The 15,587-nt window shown below is 68.0% G+C and carries 16 protein-coding genes; 8 read left to right on the top strand and 8 right to left on the bottom strand.

The window, feature by feature from the left end; genetic code table 11:
- Nucleotides 1-12: 12 nt before the first annotated feature.
- A complete protein-coding gene (locus ASG64_RS09785) occupies nucleotides 13-1,323 on the top strand; it encodes an aspartate aminotransferase family protein (RefSeq protein ID WP_056073129.1) in 1,311 nt (436 codons plus the stop codon).
- Here ASG64_RS09785 and ASG64_RS09780 read toward each other — a convergent pair.
- A complete protein-coding gene (locus tag ASG64_RS09780) occupies nucleotides 1,320-2,615 on the bottom strand; it encodes an FAD-linked oxidase C-terminal domain-containing protein (protein ID WP_156388389.1) in 1,296 nt (431 codons plus the stop codon). The two genes, ASG64_RS09785 and ASG64_RS09780, sit on opposite strands and share 4 nt — an antisense overlap.
- Before the next feature lie 354 nt (nucleotides 2,616-2,969).
- On the opposite strand from ASG64_RS09780, the gene ASG64_RS09775 reads away from it, so the two are divergent.
- The gene (locus ASG64_RS09775; protein ID WP_235579556.1) at nucleotides 2,970-3,365 is read left to right on the top strand and encodes a hypothetical protein; all 396 of its coding nucleotides are present in this window, start codon (nucleotides 2,970-2,972) and stop codon (nucleotides 3,363-3,365) included.
- On the opposite strand, the gene ASG64_RS09770 is transcribed toward ASG64_RS09775, so the two are convergent.
- Nucleotides 3,366-4,001 (bottom strand): Type 1 glutamine amidotransferase-like domain-containing protein, encoded by a 636-nt coding sequence (locus ASG64_RS09770; RefSeq protein WP_056073126.1) that lies wholly within the window; start codon nucleotides 3,999-4,001, stop codon nucleotides 3,366-3,368.
- 48 nt (nucleotides 4,002-4,049) lie between these two features.
- Here ASG64_RS09770 and ASG64_RS09765 point away from each other — a divergent pair, with 48 nt between their 5' ends.
- A complete protein-coding gene (locus ASG64_RS09765) occupies nucleotides 4,050-5,723 on the top strand; it encodes a dihydroxyacetone kinase family protein (protein ID WP_056074284.1) in 1,674 nt (557 codons plus the stop codon).
- A gap of 11 nt (nucleotides 5,724-5,734) precedes the next feature.
- Here ASG64_RS09765 and ASG64_RS09760 read toward each other — a convergent pair whose 3' ends face one another.
- From ASG64_RS09760 to ASG64_RS22200, 3 genes are all read right to left on the bottom strand, one after another.
- On the bottom strand, nucleotides 5,735-6,160 hold the full coding sequence (locus tag ASG64_RS09760; RefSeq protein WP_056073123.1) for an HIT family protein: 426 nt from the start codon (nucleotides 6,158-6,160) through the stop codon (nucleotides 5,735-5,737).
- Complete coding sequence (locus ASG64_RS09755; RefSeq protein WP_056073120.1) at nucleotides 6,157-6,948, bottom strand: SIR2 family NAD-dependent protein deacylase; 792 nt, start codon at nucleotides 6,946-6,948, stop codon at nucleotides 6,157-6,159. Before ASG64_RS09755 ends, ASG64_RS09760 begins: the two co-directional genes overlap by 4 nt.
- A 93-nt stretch (nucleotides 6,949-7,041) precedes the next feature.
- Entirely contained in the window at nucleotides 7,042-7,173 is a 132-nt protein-coding gene (locus ASG64_RS22200) for a hypothetical protein (protein WP_268793336.1), read from the bottom strand.
- Between the two features lie 13 nt (nucleotides 7,174-7,186).
- Between ASG64_RS22200 and ASG64_RS09750 the strand changes: the two genes are divergently transcribed.
- Genes ASG64_RS09750 through ASG64_RS09740 form a run of 3 tightly spaced genes read left to right on the top strand, consistent with a single transcriptional unit; the run spans nucleotide 7,187 to nucleotide 10,079 of the window.
- Nucleotides 7,187-8,311, top strand: coding sequence for an NAD(P) transhydrogenase subunit alpha (locus tag ASG64_RS09750; protein ID WP_042575633.1), 1,125 nt, complete (start codon nucleotides 7,187-7,189; stop codon nucleotides 8,309-8,311).
- Nucleotides 8,311-8,637: an NAD(P) transhydrogenase subunit alpha gene (locus ASG64_RS09745; RefSeq protein WP_042575538.1), complete on the top strand. Its 327-nt coding sequence runs from the start codon at nucleotides 8,311-8,313 to the stop codon at nucleotides 8,635-8,637. The genes ASG64_RS09750 and ASG64_RS09745 overlap by 1 nt, the downstream gene beginning before the upstream one ends.
- Complete coding sequence (locus tag ASG64_RS09740; protein WP_056073117.1) at nucleotides 8,637-10,079, top strand: NAD(P)(+) transhydrogenase (Re/Si-specific) subunit beta; 1,443 nt, start codon at nucleotides 8,637-8,639, stop codon at nucleotides 10,077-10,079. Before ASG64_RS09745 ends, ASG64_RS09740 begins: the two co-directional genes overlap by 1 nt.
- A gap of 39 nt (nucleotides 10,080-10,118) precedes the next feature.
- Here the strand turns inward: ASG64_RS09740 and ASG64_RS09735 are convergent, their stop codons facing one another.
- The 3 genes from ASG64_RS09735 to pdhA all read right to left on the bottom strand — a co-directional run bounded on the left by ASG64_RS09735 (nucleotide 10,119) and on the right by pdhA (nucleotide 12,943).
- Entirely contained in the window at nucleotides 10,119-10,769 is a 651-nt protein-coding gene (locus tag ASG64_RS09735; protein WP_156388339.1) for a hypothetical protein, read from the bottom strand.
- Nucleotides 10,770-10,838: 69 nt separating this feature from the next.
- Nucleotides 10,839-11,867, bottom strand: coding sequence for an alpha-ketoacid dehydrogenase subunit beta (locus ASG64_RS09730; RefSeq protein WP_082518371.1), 1,029 nt, complete (start codon nucleotides 11,865-11,867; stop codon nucleotides 10,839-10,841).
- Nucleotides 11,864-12,943, bottom strand: a complete 1,080-nt coding sequence (gene pdhA / locus ASG64_RS09725) for a pyruvate dehydrogenase (acetyl-transferring) E1 component subunit alpha (protein WP_042575535.1) — start codon at nucleotides 12,941-12,943, stop codon at nucleotides 11,864-11,866. Before pdhA ends, ASG64_RS09730 begins: the two co-directional genes overlap by 4 nt.
- A 260-nt stretch (nucleotides 12,944-13,203) precedes the next feature.
- Between pdhA and ASG64_RS09720 the strand changes: the two genes are divergently transcribed.
- Together ASG64_RS09720 and ASG64_RS09715 are read left to right on the top strand one after the other, a co-directional pair.
- The gene (locus ASG64_RS09720; protein ID WP_056073116.1) at nucleotides 13,204-14,688 is read left to right on the top strand and encodes a cryptochrome/photolyase family protein; all 1,485 of its coding nucleotides are present in this window, start codon (nucleotides 13,204-13,206) and stop codon (nucleotides 14,686-14,688) included.
- Between the two features lie 71 nt (nucleotides 14,689-14,759).
- Nucleotides 14,760-15,587: an SDR family oxidoreductase gene (locus ASG64_RS09715; protein WP_056074281.1), complete on the top strand. Its 828-nt coding sequence runs from the start codon at nucleotides 14,760-14,762 to the stop codon at nucleotides 15,585-15,587.

The raw sequence follows: 15,587 nt of genomic DNA, 5'->3' as shown, positions 1-15,587 counted from the left end.
CGGAGGTAGTACATGACCGACCATGTCTTCTACTCGTGGTCCGCTCAGGCGGAGTTGAATCCGATCACGATCGCGGGTGCGTCGGGGTCGTACTTCTGGGACGACAAGGGCACGCGATACCTGGACTTCTCCTCGCAGCTGGTCAACGTCAACATCGGCCACCAGCACCCGGACGTCGTGGCCGCGATCGTCGCCCAGGCGCAGGTGTTGACCACGATCTCGCCGACCGTCGCCAACGACAAGCGCAGCGAACTCGCGCGGCTCATCGCCGAGCGCGCTCCGGGGGATCTGAACCGGGTCTTCTTCACGACGGGCGGTGCGGAGGCCGTCGAGCACGCCGTGCGTTTCGCGCGTCAACACACCGGGCGGACCAAGATGTTGGCCGCATACCGGTCGTATCACGGCGGCACGGGTGTCGCGATCGGCCTGACCGGGGAGCCGCGCCGGTGGGGAACCGAGCCGACGAACGTCGATGTCGTCCGCTTCTTCGGTCCGTACGCCTATCGCTCACCGTGGAATTCGGCGAGTCCCGAGGAGGAGACCGCGTCGGCACTGGCCCACCTCGAGATGGTCATCCAGCTCGAGGGCGCACAGAACATCGCCGGACTGATCCTGGAATCCGTGGTCGGAACCAACGGGGTACTCGTCCCGCCGCCCGGCTACCTCGCAGGGGTGCGCGAGCTGTGCACCCGCTACGGCATCGTCTACATCGCGGACGAGGTCATGGTGGGCTTCGGCCGCACCGGGCACTGGTTCGCATGCCAGGCGTGGGGCGTCGAACCCGATCTGATCACGTTCGCCAAAGGCGTCAACTCGGGATACGTGCCGCTGGGCGGCGTGATCATCTCCGAGGAGATCGCTCAGCGCTACGACCATCTGCCGTACCCGGGAGGTCTGACCTACAGCGGACACGTGCTGGCGTGCGCCGCGGGTATCGCGTCGATCGAGGTGTTCGAGCGTGACGACATCCTGGAACATGTCCGCGCCGTCGGTGAGAACGTGCTCGGTCCTGGACTGACGAAGCTGGGGGAGAAGCATCCCAGCGTCGGAGAGGTACGCGGGATGGGCTACTTCTGGGCCGTCGAACTGGTGAAGAACCCGTCCACCCGCGAACCGCTGATCCCGTTCAATGCGTCCGGCGCCGACGCGGCTCCCATGGCCGACGTCGTCGCGGCAGCTAAATCTCGCGGACTGTGGCCCTTCGCGGCAGGCAACCGCCTGCAGATCGCCCCACCGCTCATCACCACCGAGGAGGACATCCGCCGCGGGTTGGACATCCTCGACGACGTGCTCGACGTCGCCGACGCGTACGTGGGCGGCTAGAGGACGGCCCCCGGGTTCAGGATCCCCGCAGGGTCGAGCGCGTGCTTGATCCTGCGGGTCAGGTCCATGACGTCCTCGCCCACCTGGGCGGGCAACCATGCCTTCTTCAGCCTGCCCACACCGTGCTCGCCGGTGATGGTGCCGCCCAACGAGATCGCGAGAGTCATGATCTCGCCGAATGCGAGATGAGCCCGTCCCTCCATGTCCGCGTCGTCCGGATCGAACACGATGAGAGGGTGCGTGTTCCCGTCGCCGGCGTGCGCGATGACGGCGACCACGACCTCTCTCGCGTCGGAGATCTTCGCGATTCCTTCGACGAGGTCCGCGAGAGCCGGAAGCGGTACCCCGACGTCCTCGAGGAGCAGCGACCCGGTGCGCTCCACGGCGGGAATGGCGAAACGTCGTGCGGCAGCGAAGGCTTCGCCCTCGTCGGGATCGTAGGTGACGAACACTTCGGCCGCCCCGGCCGCTGTGCACGCGTCGGCCATCACTTCGGTTTCCTCGGTGCGGTGGGCGCCGGGGGAGTCCGACCGCGCGATGAGCATGGCGGCGGCCGAGCGGTCCAGACCCATCTTCATCGCGTCCTCGACGGCGTTGATCGCGGTGGAGTCCATGAACTCGAGCATCGCCGGACGCAGCGATCGCGTGATGGTCAGGATGGCATCGGTGGCGTCGGACAGCTCCGTGAACGTGGCGACGACGGTGCTGGCAGGTGGTTGAGCGGGGATGAGCCGCAGTGTGACCTCGGTGATGACTCCCAGGACGCCCTCGCTGCCGACGAACAGTTTGGTCAACGACAGCCCCGCGGAATCCTTGAGCCTCGGGCCCCCCAGGTTCACGACGGTGCCGTCGGCCAGCACCACTTCGAGTCCGAGGATGTAGTCGGTGGTCACGCCGTACTTCACACAGCAGAGGCCACCGGCGTTCGTGGCGGCGTTGCCGCCGATCGAACACATCTCGAACGACGACGGGTCGGGTGGGTACCACAGGCCGTGTTCGGCGGCGGCAGCCTTGACTTCGGCGTTCAGCAGCCCCGGCTGGACGACCGCCGTGCGGGTCACCGCGTCGACGGTGATGTCGCGCATCGCCTCGGTGCTCAGCACGATGCCGCCGTCGACCGCCGTCGCACCTCCGGACAGGCCCGACCCCGCGCCGCGAGGGACGACGGGAACCGAGTGCTCGGTCGCCCACAGCATGACGGCGCGGACGTCGGCGGTGCTGGTGGCGCGCACGACTGCCAGAGGCGTCCCGGCATCGGGGTCGCGCGCCCAGTCCTGGCGATATCCGGCCATGATGTCGGGGTCCGTGACGACGGCGGACGCTCCCACCGCATCCACCAGGGAACTCACGAGATCGTCGATGGTCTCCACCTCTTCCGGCCGTGCGTCGGTGCACCTTCGATCGACGCTACTCCGACGTCGTCGACGAGCAGTCCGGGATCACTTGAAGTTGTTGGTGCAGAACCGGATCCACGGCGGTGATGCCGGGACGGGACCGTTACGACGCTATTCCCATCAGTCACATGAGTCACTCTGTTATCAGATCGTGCCCCGATGGGTGGTCACAAGGGGACTTCGGAGGATTAGCGTCCGCAGAACGGTGATCGACAGTTCGGCCGGCACCGAGGGGGCGAGAAGGAGGCACTCATGGCACTGTCACACAGCTCGAAGCCTGCATCGACGACGTCGAAGTCGGTCACGAAGAACACACCGTTCGACTGCGCGGCGGCGCTGTTCTCCTACGATTTCGTCGCCGGCGGAGTCGACTACGACACTCTCGAATCGCTCCACCGCGGTGAGGTCGTCGAATGGATCGCCGCCCTCCGGCGATCCGGCCTCTTCACCGATCCGGAGATGGATGCCGTCGCCCGCGCGTGGACGGAGAACCCGTCGCTGCTCCTCGATGCGCTGCTTCGCGACGCCGACGAGATGACCGTTCGACGCTGTCGCCTCGCGTGGGCGTCGATGGACCGTCTGGCGCCTTTCCAGTTCTCCGGGCCGGCCTCCGGCCTTCCCTCCATGCCGATCGCCCACAGCGGGTGATCACACCACCTCGGTGATGTCGCCGTCCGTGACGTAGACCTGATCGTCGGTGAGGGTGCGGACTGTCCGACCCGCCGCCCGACATGCCGCGGCCATGGCCCCGGCTGCGCCGTCGGGGTCGAGCGCATCCGACTCCCAGTGCGGAACCAGGATCTCCTCGATGACGCCGAGGCCGTCCCACAGCACGTCCTCGCCCGTGGTCGGCCGAACCTCCTCCGGAGGATCCGCGTACTCGACACCACGCAGGGTCGGGCCCATCACACACGCGCCCGCGCTGTAGCCGCCGTACACGAGGGCGTCCCGCTCGAGAAGTCGAACCAGCGCCTCGTCGGCGCCGGACGACGCCATCCGCCGACGCAGGACGAACGTGTTCCCTCCCCGAACCCACACTGCCGGGAAGGCTTCGAGAACCTCTCCGCACGTGCTGGGCTCGAGCTCCCGGAGGTCGACCTCGACCGGGAGGAACCCGGCCGACCGTAGCAGTGTGAACTCACTGGTCACTGCCGACGCTCGCGCAGCAGCCGGCCAGGAATCCGCGGCATTGGCGATCACGGCGATGCGCCCGGGTCCGTCGGTGAGGGACAGGAACCGGTCGCGGTGGGCACCGAAGCGGTACGAGGCGAGGAACAGTCGCATCTTTCGAGACGGTACCCCTGCTGTACCGGCGGCCCTAGTGTGGAAAACATGACCACGAAGAAGATCATGGATTCCCCGCGAAGCTTCGTCGCGGACGCCGCTCGCGCCGCAGCGGCACGCGCCGCGGACCTGAGGTGGGTGCCGAATCCCGGTTTCTTCGTACGGCATACACCGACCCCGCACGGTCAGGTGGCGTTGATCTCCGGGGGCGGTTCCGGACACGAACCCTTGCATGCCGGATTCGTCGGAGAGGGGATGCTGGCCGGCGCCTGCCCGGGGCTGATCTTCACCTCGCCCAACGCTCTGCAGATCCGTGCTGCGACGGCGGCCGTGAATGCGGGTGGTGGAGTTCTCCACATCGTCAAGAACTACACCGGTGACGTCGTGAACTTCTCCATCGCGGCGGACTTCGCCGCCGACGACGGCATCGATGTCGAGACGGTGATCGTGGCCGACGACGTCGCGACCGAATCCGACGACGGTCCCGGTCGACGAGGCACGGCGGCGACCATCGCCGTCGAGAAGGTCTGCGGTGCCGCCGCGGCGCGCGGTGACACGCTCGCGGAGGTGGCGAGATGGGGCCGTACCGTCGCCGAGAACTCGCGGAGCATGGCGGCGGCTTTCCGGGCCTGCACCGTACCGGGTGCGGATGGTCCGTCCTTCGAGCTCGGCGACGACGAGGTCGAGATCGGCGTCGGTATCCACGGAGAGCGTGGGACGGGCCGCGTGTCCACGCCGTCGGCGAGCGAACTGGCGGCGACCCTGATCGATCCCGTCCTGGACTCTCTCGGAGTCGCGGACGGCGCGGAGGTCATCGTGATCGTCAACGGGCTCGGCGCCACACACCCGCTCGAACTCGACGTGTTGTTCGGCGATACCGCCGATTACCTGCACAGCAAGGGGATACGAGTCCGACGCGCCCTGGTGGGGACGTTCGTCACCGCCTACGACATGGCGGGAGCATCCATCACCGTCGTCGTGTGCACCGAGGAGATGCTGAAGCTCTGGGACGCACCGACCGCCGCCCCGGGGTGGCCCAACTCGCCCGCCGGTGATTTCGCGGGCATGCCGGATGCAACCGAGGACGTCGCCGCCCTGGACTACTCGGACGACACGCCTCCGGAGGCCCACGTCACCGCGTGGGCGTCGGCGTTCACCGGGCGGGTACTCGACCGGATCGACGAGCTCACCGAACTCGACCGCAGAGCCGGCGACGGCGACTTCGGGGCCAACATGCGTGCCGCTCTCGACGAGGTCGCGATCAGCGACACGGATTCGCCGTCAGCGGTCTTCCGACGCATCGCCGACGGCTTCCTGGGAAGTGCCGGCGGCACGTCGGGCGCGCTGTTCGGTGTGTGGTTCCACCAGTTCGACGTTGCTCTGTCCACCGCGGGTGTCACGACCGACGCCCTCGCCGACGCTGCTCGCGACGGAATGCGCGCCATCGTCGATCTCGGCGGCGCAGCGCCCGGTGACAAGACGATGATCGACGCCATCGAGCCGGCTGCCCGTGCGTTGGACTCGGCTCGCGGGCGCAGTCCGGCAGAGGCCCTGCGTCTCGCGGCCGATGCTGCACGTGACGGAGCGGAGTCGACAGCGGACCTGGTGGGACGCCGCGGACGCGCCAGCTACATCGGTGACGCAGCTCGCGGTGTCACGGACCCGGGTGCACTCGTCGTCGCGTGGTTGTTCGAGGACGGCGCATCCTGCTTCGAGCAGTGACGGCAGAGCGCCTAGTTCTCGTGCGCCAACGCCTCGCGCACCACCCGAGCGACCTCGTCGAGTTCGTGCGGCCGTCGGGTGAGTAGTTGGGCGGCGAATCTGAGCTTGTCGCCGTTCCACCGCGGCACCACGTGCATGTGATGGTGGAACACCGTCTGCATCGCTGCCCGGCCGTCGTTGACCAGGAGGTTGACGCCGTCCGCGCCGATCGACGACCGGCGGAGGGCCCCCGCGATCCGTCGTCCGGCGGAGAACACGGCGTCGGCGGACGGTGCGTCGACATCGGCGAGGCCCGACGAATGGATACGGGGAACCACCAGTGTGTGGCCGCGGGCGAGAGGCCTGATGTCGAGGAACGCCACGACTGCGTCGTCCTCGTACACCCGAGCGGCCGGAGAAAGTCCGGCGACGATGTCGCAGAACACGCAGTCGGTCATCGCGTCGTCTCCGTGACGGCAGCGACCAGCGCCGGCAACGAGTCGGCGGCACTCGCGCGCCACACGTGATGGGCCATGTCCGACACCGCCGTCTCCTCCGGATTGACCTCGACGACGACGGCGCCCGCACTGCGGGCCTGAGCCGGCAGGCCTGCGAACGGGTAGACCACGCCCGAGGTGCCGACGACAAGCACCACCTCCGCGGCCTCCACGGATGCCGCCACCGCAGCCCACTCCGCCTCGGGCAGTGGCTCACCGAACCACACGACGCCCGGACGCACCGGACTCCCGCAGACGGCGCAGGACGGCGGCGGTATGCGCTCCTCGCCGTCGGCGACGTCGTCGAGAGGATCGAGATACGGTGCCTCGCAGATCGAACACCGCACGGCGGCAAGGGTTCCGTGAACGTGAGCGAGCACGGTGGAACCCGCCCTCTCGTGCAGGTCGTCGACGTTCTGCGTCGCGATGTCCACGCGGATCCCGGGCGGTGCGTCGCGCTGCCACCGTGCCAGGGCGCGGTGGCCCGCATTCGGCTCCGCCGCAGCGACCAGCTGCGCGCGCCGGCGGTACCAGGCCCACACCAGATCGGGATCCCTGGTGAACGCGTCCGGACTGGCGAGTTCCTCCGGGTCGTAGCGTGCCCACAATCCCGTCTGCGCGTCGCGGAACGTCGGCACGCCGGACTGCGCGGACATACCCGCACCTGTCAGGACGGTGATCGTGGTGGCATCGCGGACGGCGTCCAGTACCGCGATGGGTACGGCCGACGCGGATGATTCGGTGGTCATGGTCCGAGTGTGCCAAGTCGCACCGACAGGGGCAGTCCGTTATGACCTCGGACTCACATTCGACCGCGGCGCATCCGATGTCTGTGTCGTGCGTTACCTTGCGGTGAGGCCCACCCGGCCGACATCAGGATCCTTCGTGGGAGCGAACAGCGTCACGACGTGGTCGAACTCGGCATCGAACAGCTCGACGGCACCGTCCTGCGTACCCGGACGTGCCGCATTCACAGGAAGTGCATCGCTGGTGGAAAATTCTCGAGAAGCAGGGCCGCTCGTCGGCGTCGTGCGCGAGACGAACGAGGGGGAGCGCCGGGTGGCGCTCGTTCCGAAGGTCGTCTCCGCACTCACGGCCAAGGGCGTACGCGTGGTGGTGGAAGCAGGTGCCGGGCTCGGCGCGCTCATCCCCGACCAGCTGTACGTCGATGCGGGCGCGAGCATCGGTGACCCGTACAGCGCGGACATCGTGGCGAAGGTGGCGCCGCCGTCGTCTGCGGAGGTGCGCAAGCTGCGTCGCGGATCGACGCTCGTCGGCTTCCTCGCGCCGCGCAATGCGGACACGATCATTCCCGAGTTGACTGCTGCGGGCGTGCAGGCTTTCGCGGTGGAAGCGATTCCGCGTATCTCCCGTGCACAGGTGATGGATGCGTTGTCCTCGCAGGCCAACGTCGCCGGCTACAAGGCTGTGTTGCTCGCGGCGTCGGAGTCGACGCGGTTCTTCCCGATGCTGACCACCGCGGCGGGCACGGTGAAGCCGGCGACGGTGCTGGTGCTCGGTGTGGGTGTGGCGGGGTTGCAGGCGTTGGCGACGGCGAAGCGTCTCGGTGGCCGCGCCACCGGGTACGACGTGCGTCCCGAGGTGGCGGATCAGGTGCGCTCGGTCGGTGCGCAGTGGCTGGATCTGGGGATCGACGCTGCCGGTGAGGGCGGGTATGCCCGTGAGCTCACCGAGGACGAGCGTGCGCAGCAGCAGGCGGCGCTGGAGAAGGCGATCTCGACGTTCGACGTCGTCATCACCACCGCCCTGGTGCCGGGGCGTCCGGCGCCGAAGCTGGTCACCGCCGCGGCGGCTGCCGGGATGAAGCCGGGCAGTGTCGTCGTCGACCTCGCGGGGGAGACCGGTGGCAACTGCGAGCTGACCGAGCCGGGTCGCACGGTGGTGAAGAACGACGTCATCATCGCCTCGCCGCTGAATCTGCCGGCGACGATGCCCGAGCACGCGAGTGAGCTCTACTCCAAGAACATCTCGGCGCTGATCGAGCTGATGCTCGACGAGAACGGAGCGTTCGCGCCCGACTTCTCCGACGAGGTCCTCGCGAAGTCGTGCGTGACGCGCACGGCCGATACGACCGTGAAGGCGGATGCCTGATGTACACGTCCCTGCTTGCGAACATCGCGATCCTGGTGTTGGCCGGCTTCGTCGGTTTCGCCGTCATCTCGAAGGTCCCGAACACGCTGCACACGCCGCTGATGTCGGGCACCAACGCCATCCACGGCATCGTCGTGCTCGGCGCCCTCATCGTGCTGGGCCGGCTGCCCGAGGATGCGCCGTGGGGCGTGCGGATCATCGCGTTCGTCGCGCTGATCTTCGGCACGCTCAACGTCGTCGGTGGGTTCCTGGTGACCGACCGCATGCTCGGCATGTTCAAGGGCAAGAAGGCGCCCGCTGCTGTGGAGAAGGGTGCTGATTCCTGATGAACAATCTCGTCAACATTCTCTACATCGTCGCGTTCGCCATGTTCATCTACGGCCTGATGGGTCTGACCGGTCCGAAGACGGCGGTGCGCGGCAACTGGATCGCCGCTGTCGGTATGGGCATCGCTGTGGTGGCGACTCTGATCGAGGTCCGCGACACCGCGGCGATCAACTGGATTCTCATCGCCGCGGGTCTGGCGATCGGTGTCCTGCTGGGTGTCCCGCCGGCCAAGCGCACGAAGATGACGGCGATGCCGCAGCTGGTGGCGTTGTTCAACGGCGTGGGCGGCGGCACGGTCGCGTTGATCGCGTGGTCGGAGTTCATCGAGACCGACGGTTTCTCGGCGTTCAAGCACGGTGAAGAGCCGACGGTGCACATCGTCATCGGGTCGCTGTTCGCGGCGGTCATCGGGTCGGTGTCGTTCTGGGGTTCGCTGGTGGCGTTCCTGAAGCTGCAGGAGCTGCTGAACAAGAAGGTGGAGAAGGCGTTCGTGAAGAACGCGCGCATCTTCCAGCTCACCAACATCGTGCTGCTGCTCTTGGCGGTCGCGGTGTCGGTCTACATCGGTCTGCGCGCCACCCCGGGCGAGGGCACCTCGCAGTGGTGGATCGTGCTGGTGCTCGTCGCGGCTGCCCTGATGGGCTTGTTCGTGGTGTTCCCGATCGGCGGCGCGGACATGCCGGTGGTGATCTCGCTGCTCAATGCGTTGACGGGTCTGTCGGCTGCTGCGGCGGGGTTGGCGCTGAACAACACGGCGATGATCGTGGCGGGCATGATCGTCGGCGCGTCCGGCACCATCCTGACCAACCTGATGGCGACGGCGATGAACCGGTCGATCCCGGCGATCGTGTTCGGGTCGTTCGGTGGAGGCGGCGGCGCCGCGGTGGGTGGCCCCGACGATGCCGGCGGCACGGTGAAGTCCACCTCGGCGGCGGATGCGGCGATCCAGATGGCGTACGCCTCGCAGGTCATCGTGGTCCCCGGCTACGGTCTCGCGGTCGCGCAGGCTCAGCACGCGGTCAAGGACATGGCGTCGATCCTCGAGAGCAAGGGTGTCGAGGTGAAGTACGCGATCCATCCGGTGGCCGGGCGCATGCCGGGTCACATGAACGTGTTGCTCGCCGAGGCCGATGTGGAGTACGAGGCGATGAAGGAGATGGACGACATCAACGGGGAGTTCTCCCGCACCGATGTCACCCTCGTCATCGGCGCGAACGATGTCACCAACCCGGCGGCGCGCAACGATCCGAGTTCGCCGATCCACGGGATGCCGATCCTGAACGTGGACGAGTCGCGGTCGGTGATCGTGCTCAAGCGGTCGATGAGCTCCGGGTACGCCGGTATCGACAATCCGCTCTTCACGGCGGATCGCACGTCGATGCTCTTCGGGGATGCCAAGAAGTCGGTCAACGCCGTTATCGAGGAACTCAAAGCCCTCTGACGGCTACCCGCCCACACCGCCCTGGTGTTCCGACGTCGCTCAGTCGCGTCGGAGCATCAGGGCTGCTGTATCGAGAGGGTTCTTCCGCTCACGGGCGGCGGCGAGCGGTGAATGCGCCATGACAACCCCGGCCACGCCCCACCACAGGCCGACCACCATGAGCGACCCCACGATTCCGATGACGGTCGACCCCGCGGTGACGAACGCGGCCAGGGCCACCGCGGCGACGAGTGCGGCGCCGAGGCCGAGTACGGCGGGTCGCACAGCGCCCGGTACCACCAGTGCGGCGGAGGCGATCACCGCTGCGGCCGCCACGAGTCGGCCGTCGGGAAGTGCCGACGTCGGGATGTGATCGACCAGCCACGTCCGTCCGGCGGCCGCGGTGAGCGTGGCGCCGAGGGACAGGGTGAGGACGGCACCGATGCCGTACGGCAGTTTCCGCACGACTGCGACCACCGCCAACGCCGCGAGCAGCACCAGCACGGTGGTGACGTCGATGACGTCCAGGAGAGTGCTCGACGGCCCGTAGAGCGCTTCGAGCTTTGCCGACGCCGGCGTGTACCGAACACCGACGAACGGCACCACTGCGTACAGGATCACGAGAGCGGCCAGGCAGGCTCCCGCCAGTGCCCACCACCGCGGGGTCACGCGTCGAACCGCCAGGACGATCTGTTGCGTATCGGTACTCACGGCTCCCCATGATGGCGCACGAGGCTGGCAGATTCCTGTGACCCGGCGCAGTGATTCCGGTGCGGCGCGTCAGCCTGCGAGAACCGTGTCGACTCCCGTGAGGATCCGATCGACGTCCGGAAGGTGATGTCGCTCGAGGCGCGCCGGTGGGTACGGAACGTGGAAGCCGGTGACCCGTTGGACAGGTGCCTCGAGGGAGTAGAAGCATTCCTGCGACACCTGCGCGGCGATCTCGGCGGCGACACCCAGGTATCCGGTGTCCTCCTGCACGACCACCAGGCGACCCGTCCGACGCACCGACGCGCACACCGTGTCGGTGTCCAGCGGCGACAACGACCGGAGGTCGATCACCTCGAGGCTGTGGCCCTCCTGCGCGGCGACGTCGGCGGCCTTGAGGGCCGTCTGCACCATCGATCCGTAGGCCACCACCGTCGCGTCGGTGCCGGTGCGGCACACGCGAGCGGCGCTCAGAGGCAGATCGGGCGCATCGGTCGCCCACTCGCCCTTGTCCCAGTACCGGCGCTTGGGCTCGAGGAACACGACCGGATCCTCCGAGTGCACGGCCTGCTGGATCATCCAGTAGGCGTCGTGAGGCGTGCTCGGGCTGACCACCCGCAAGCCGGCCGTATGGGCGAAATACGCCTCGGGCGACTCGGAGTGATGTTCCACCGCTCCGATGCCGCCGCCGAAGGGAATGCGGATGACCATCGGAGCGCCGACGAGTCCGGCAGTGCGATACCGGATCTTGGCCACCTGGGACACGATCTGGTCGAAGGCGGGGTAGACGAACCCGTCGAACTGGATCTCCACGACGGGGCGGTAGCCACGCAGCGCCATGCCGAACGCGGTGCCCACCATGCCGGACTCGGCGAGAGGCATGTCGAGCACGCGCTGGTCGCCGAAGTCTTTCTGCAGTCTGTCGGTCACGCGGAACACACCGCCGAGCTTGCCGATGTCGAGGCCCATCAGCACGACCTTGTCGTCGGCCTCGAGGCATGCACGCAGGCCTGCGTTGATCGCACCACCGAGGGTGCCCTTGACGTGGAGATCCGACGACGCGGTGGTCGCGCCGGCGCGGGAGAGGGTTCCGGTGGTCATCGCAGTGTCTCCTTCTGGCGGTCCACCACAGCGTGTGGTTCGGCGTAGACGTGGTCGAGCAGGGTGGACGACTCCGGATCGACGGCGGAGATCGTGGCGGAGCGCAGCCGGGCGGCGACGTCGTCCGCGGTCGCGGCGATGTCCTCGCGCACAGACGGTGTCAGCGCGCCCTCGCGGGTGAGCAGTCTGTCGAGGCGGTCCAACGGATCGCGCGCCGCCCACACGTCGCGCTCGGCGTCGGCGCGGTACCGCGTCGGATCGTCGGACGTGGTGTGCGGGCCCATGCGGTAGGTCATCGCCTCGATGAAGGTGGGGCCACCGCCGGTGCGGGCTCGGTGCGCGGCGGCGCGCGTCACCGCGAGGACGGCGAGGGCGTCGTTGCCGTCGACACGCAGGGCGGGCATGCCGAAGCCGGCGGCACGGGACGCGAGCGGGAGCGGGCTCTGGAGCGCGACAGGCTCGCTGATGGCCCAGTGGTTGTTCTGGCAGAAGAACACGACTCCGGCTCCGAACGACACCGAGAACGACAGCGCCTCCGAGATGTCGCCTTCGCTGGTAGCGCCGTCGCCGAAGTAGGCGACAGTGGCGATCTCGGCACCGTCGAGCCGCGCTGCCATGGCGTAGCCGGTGGCGTGCAACCCCTGCGCGCCGACGATGATCGCCGGGTTGGTGATGTTGTACTCGTCGGGATCCCAGCCGGAGTGCGCGGTGCCGCGCCACAGTGCGGTGAGCTTCTCCACCGGCACGCCTCGGCAGTACGCCACCGCGTGCTCGCGGTAGCTCGTGAAGATGTAGTCGTCGGCGGTGACGGCGTGGGCGGAGCCCACCTGGGCTGCTTCCTGACCCAGCAGCGGTGCCCACAGTCCCAGTTCGCCCTGACGCTGCAGCGCGGTCGCCTCGGTGTCGATGCGGCGCGCCACCACCATGTCCCGGTACATGTCGAGCATGTGTGCGGCGTCGACGTCGGCGACGAGTCGCCAGTGCTCGGGGTCGTGCACTCGTCGGCCGTCGGGCTGGACGAGTTGCACGGGATGCGCGATGCGATCGCCCCGCGGTGATGTGTCCGATCGGGTCATGGTCTTCCTCTCCGCCGGTGCGCGGACCTCGTCGTGAGAGGAGGGCGCACAGTGTGGACGAGCCGTGTGTGGCTCACCTCACAGCATGCTCGCCTGACCGCATTGCGCAAGTGATACCTGCGAGAGTGAGCAACTCGCTCGGTGGTTGCCCCACCGACACGCACAGAACGAGCAGGATGGGCGTCGGGTGACGGTGTCGGACGGTCACGCGTAGCGGTTCCCGGCCGGTTGGCCTCGCGGAGGACGGGGAACAGCAGAGCATGTCCTCTCCGGCTCCGCTCTGGGTGTTCGCCGATCAGCTCGGCCCCCACGTCCACTCGTCCGAGGAGATGGTGGACCGTGACGTCGTCATCATCGAGTCCGCGCGCGCGTTGGGACGTCGACGGGGTCATCGTCAGAAGGCCCATCTGTTGCTCAGCGGCATGCGGCACCTCGCCGAGGAGCTGGGCGATCGAGCGACGTACATCCGTGCCGACACCTATCGCGAGGGCCTCGCCCGCGTCGGGCGCCCGGTCGTCGTCCACGAACCGACGTCGCGGCGAGCGGAGGCCTTCGTTCGTCGACTGGCCGACGAGGGCCTGGTCGAGGAGATCGTGCCGACCCCCACGTTCGCCCTGTCCCGTGCGGACTTCGCCGACTGGGCGGGCGGCAAGAAGTCGTTCCTCATGGAGAACTTCTACCGAGAGCAGCGTCGCCGGTTCGACATCCTGATGGACGGCGAGAATCCGGTGAGCGGCACCTGGAACCTCGATGCGGAGAACAGGGAGAAGCCGCCGAAGAAGCGGACGACACTCGGTGTTCCCGAACCGTGGTGGCCCGAGGAGGACGACATCGACGCCGGCGTGCGTAAGGATCTCGACGCCATGGACGTCGACTGGTCCGGCGAGGACGGACCGCGTCTCTTCGCCGTCACCGCAGCCGAGGCGGCGTCGGCGCTGGAGACCTTCGTGGCCACCCGTCTCGCCACGTTCGGTCCCTACGAGGACGCCGTGATGGCCGCGGACTGGACCATGTCGCACTCTTTGCTGTCGGTGCCGTTCAACCTCGGTGTGCTGCACCCGCTGGACGCGGCGCGCGCCGCCGAGCAGGCATACCGGGACGGCACGGCACCGCTGGCGAGCGTCGAGGGGTTCGTACGCCAGATCCTGGGGTGGCGCGAGTACGTGTGGCACCTCTACTGGCATCTGGGCGAGGACTACATGCGCACCAACGCCCTCGATGCCGACACTCCGCTGCCCGGATGGTTCCAGACCCTGGATGCGGAGGAGGTCACCGCGGCGTGTCTGTCCGACGCCCTCGCCGGCGTGCACGATCGCGGGTGGGTGCACCACATCCCACGCCTGATGATCCTGGGAAACCATGCGCTGCAACGTGGGTACGACCCGCGGGCGCTCACCCGGTGGTTCACCGAGCACTTCGTCGACGGGTACGAGTGGGTGATGCCGGTCAACGTCTTCGGCATGAGTCAGCACGCCGACGGGGGAGTGATCGCGACCAAGCCGTACACGTCCGGCGGCGCGTACATCGACCGGATGACCGACCACTGCAAGGGCTGCGCGTTCGACCCGAAGAAGCGGGTCGGCGAGGACGCGTGCCCGTTCACGGCGGGGTACTGGGCCTTCACGCACAAGCACCGCGAGCGGTTGGCGAAGAACATGCGCACGCGTCGTGCGGTCAGTTCGATGGACCGGCTCGGCGACATCGACGAGATCGTGGAACAGGAACGCACACGGACCCACTTCTGAACTCGAGGTCGACCTCGAGTTCGTGGACCCTGCGGGCCCGCCGCCGACCCCGCATGCCTACTATCTGAATGATGCGGGTCACAGACAAGGTCGCCATCGTCACGGGAGGTGGCGCCGGGATCGGTGCCGCCCTCGCCACTGCTCTGGTCGAGGCCGGGAACTCGGTCCTGGTCGCCGATCTCGATGCCGCGGCCGCCGATGCGGTCGCCGCGCGACTGGGCGAGCGGTGCATCGCCGTCGGCGGCGATGTCGCCGACGACGCGGTGATCGCCCTGATGATCGAGCGGGTCGAGGAGGCGTTCGGGCCCCTCGACATCTACATCGCCAATGCCGGGACGACGGCAGGGATGGGGCTCGACAGCACCGACGCCGCCTGGGACACCGCGTTGTCGGTCAACGTGCTCGCCCATGTGCGCGCTGCGCGCGTGGTGATCCCGCGGTGGATCGAGCGCGGAACGCACGGCTACTTCCTGTCCACCGCGTCCGCGGCGGGGCTGCTCACCCAGATCGGATCGGCCACCTACTCGGTGTCCAAGCACGCGGCCGTCGGCTTCGCCGAATGGCTGTCGGTCACCTACGGCGACAAAGGCATCGCGGTGAGCTGCCTGTGCCCGATGGGCGTCAACACGGCACTCCTGAACTCGGGCTTCGACAGTGACGCCGAGGGTGCCTCGGTGGCGGCGTCCGCCGTGACCGGCGCCGGCACCGTCCTCGAACCGGAGGACGTCGCTCGCATCGTCCTCGAGGCGATGGAGACCGAGAAGTTCCTCGTTCTCCCGCACCCCGAGGTGCTCACGTTCTACTCGCACAAGAGTGCCGACTACGACCGGTGGATCGCCGGGATGCGTCGGTACCGGACCTCACTCGAGACGGCCGCACGGCCAGGACAGGATCGCTGA

Origin of the sequence: Rhodococcus sp. Leaf247 (genome assembly GCF_001426185.1) — a bacterium.
Lineage (GTDB): Bacteria > Actinomycetota > Actinomycetes > Mycobacteriales > Mycobacteriaceae > Rhodococcoides.
The sequence above is the reverse complement of the archived record's forward strand: the minus strand, read 5'-3'. Positions and strand labels throughout refer to the sequence as shown.

Coding starts and splice junctions, on each gene's coding strand:
- ASG64_RS09785 (WP_056073129.1), top strand. CDS start 13: ATGACCGACCATGTCTTCTACTCGTGGTCCGCTCAGGCGGAGTTGAAT.
- ASG64_RS09780 (WP_156388389.1), bottom strand. CDS start 2,615: ATGGCCGGATATCGCCAGGACTGGGCGCGCGACCCCGATGCCGGGACG.
- ASG64_RS09775 (WP_235579556.1), top strand. CDS start 2,970: ATGGCACTGTCACACAGCTCGAAGCCTGCATCGACGACGTCGAAGTCG.
- ASG64_RS09770 (WP_056073126.1), bottom strand. CDS start 4,001: ATGCGACTGTTCCTCGCCTCGTACCGCTTCGGTGCCCACCGCGACCGG.
- ASG64_RS09765 (WP_056074284.1), top strand. CDS start 4,050: ATGACCACGAAGAAGATCATGGATTCCCCGCGAAGCTTCGTCGCGGAC.
- ASG64_RS09760 (WP_056073123.1), bottom strand. CDS start 6,160: ATGACCGACTGCGTGTTCTGCGACATCGTCGCCGGACTTTCTCCGGCC.
- ASG64_RS09755 (WP_056073120.1), bottom strand. CDS start 6,948: ATGACCACCGAATCATCCGCGTCGGCCGTACCCATCGCGGTACTGGAC.
- ASG64_RS09745 (WP_042575538.1), top strand. CDS start 8,311: ATGTACACGTCCCTGCTTGCGAACATCGCGATCCTGGTGTTGGCCGGC.
- ASG64_RS09740 (WP_056073117.1), top strand. CDS start 8,637: ATGAACAATCTCGTCAACATTCTCTACATCGTCGCGTTCGCCATGTTC.
- ASG64_RS09730 (WP_082518371.1), bottom strand. CDS start 11,867: ATGACCACCGGAACCCTCTCCCGCGCCGGCGCGACCACCGCGTCGTCG.
- pdhA (WP_042575535.1), bottom strand. CDS start 12,943: ATGACCCGATCGGACACATCACCGCGGGGCGATCGCATCGCGCATCCC.
- ASG64_RS09720 (WP_056073116.1), top strand. CDS start 13,204: ATGTCCTCTCCGGCTCCGCTCTGGGTGTTCGCCGATCAGCTCGGCCCC.
- ASG64_RS09715 (WP_056074281.1), top strand. CDS start 14,760: ATGCGGGTCACAGACAAGGTCGCCATCGTCACGGGAGGTGGCGCCGGG.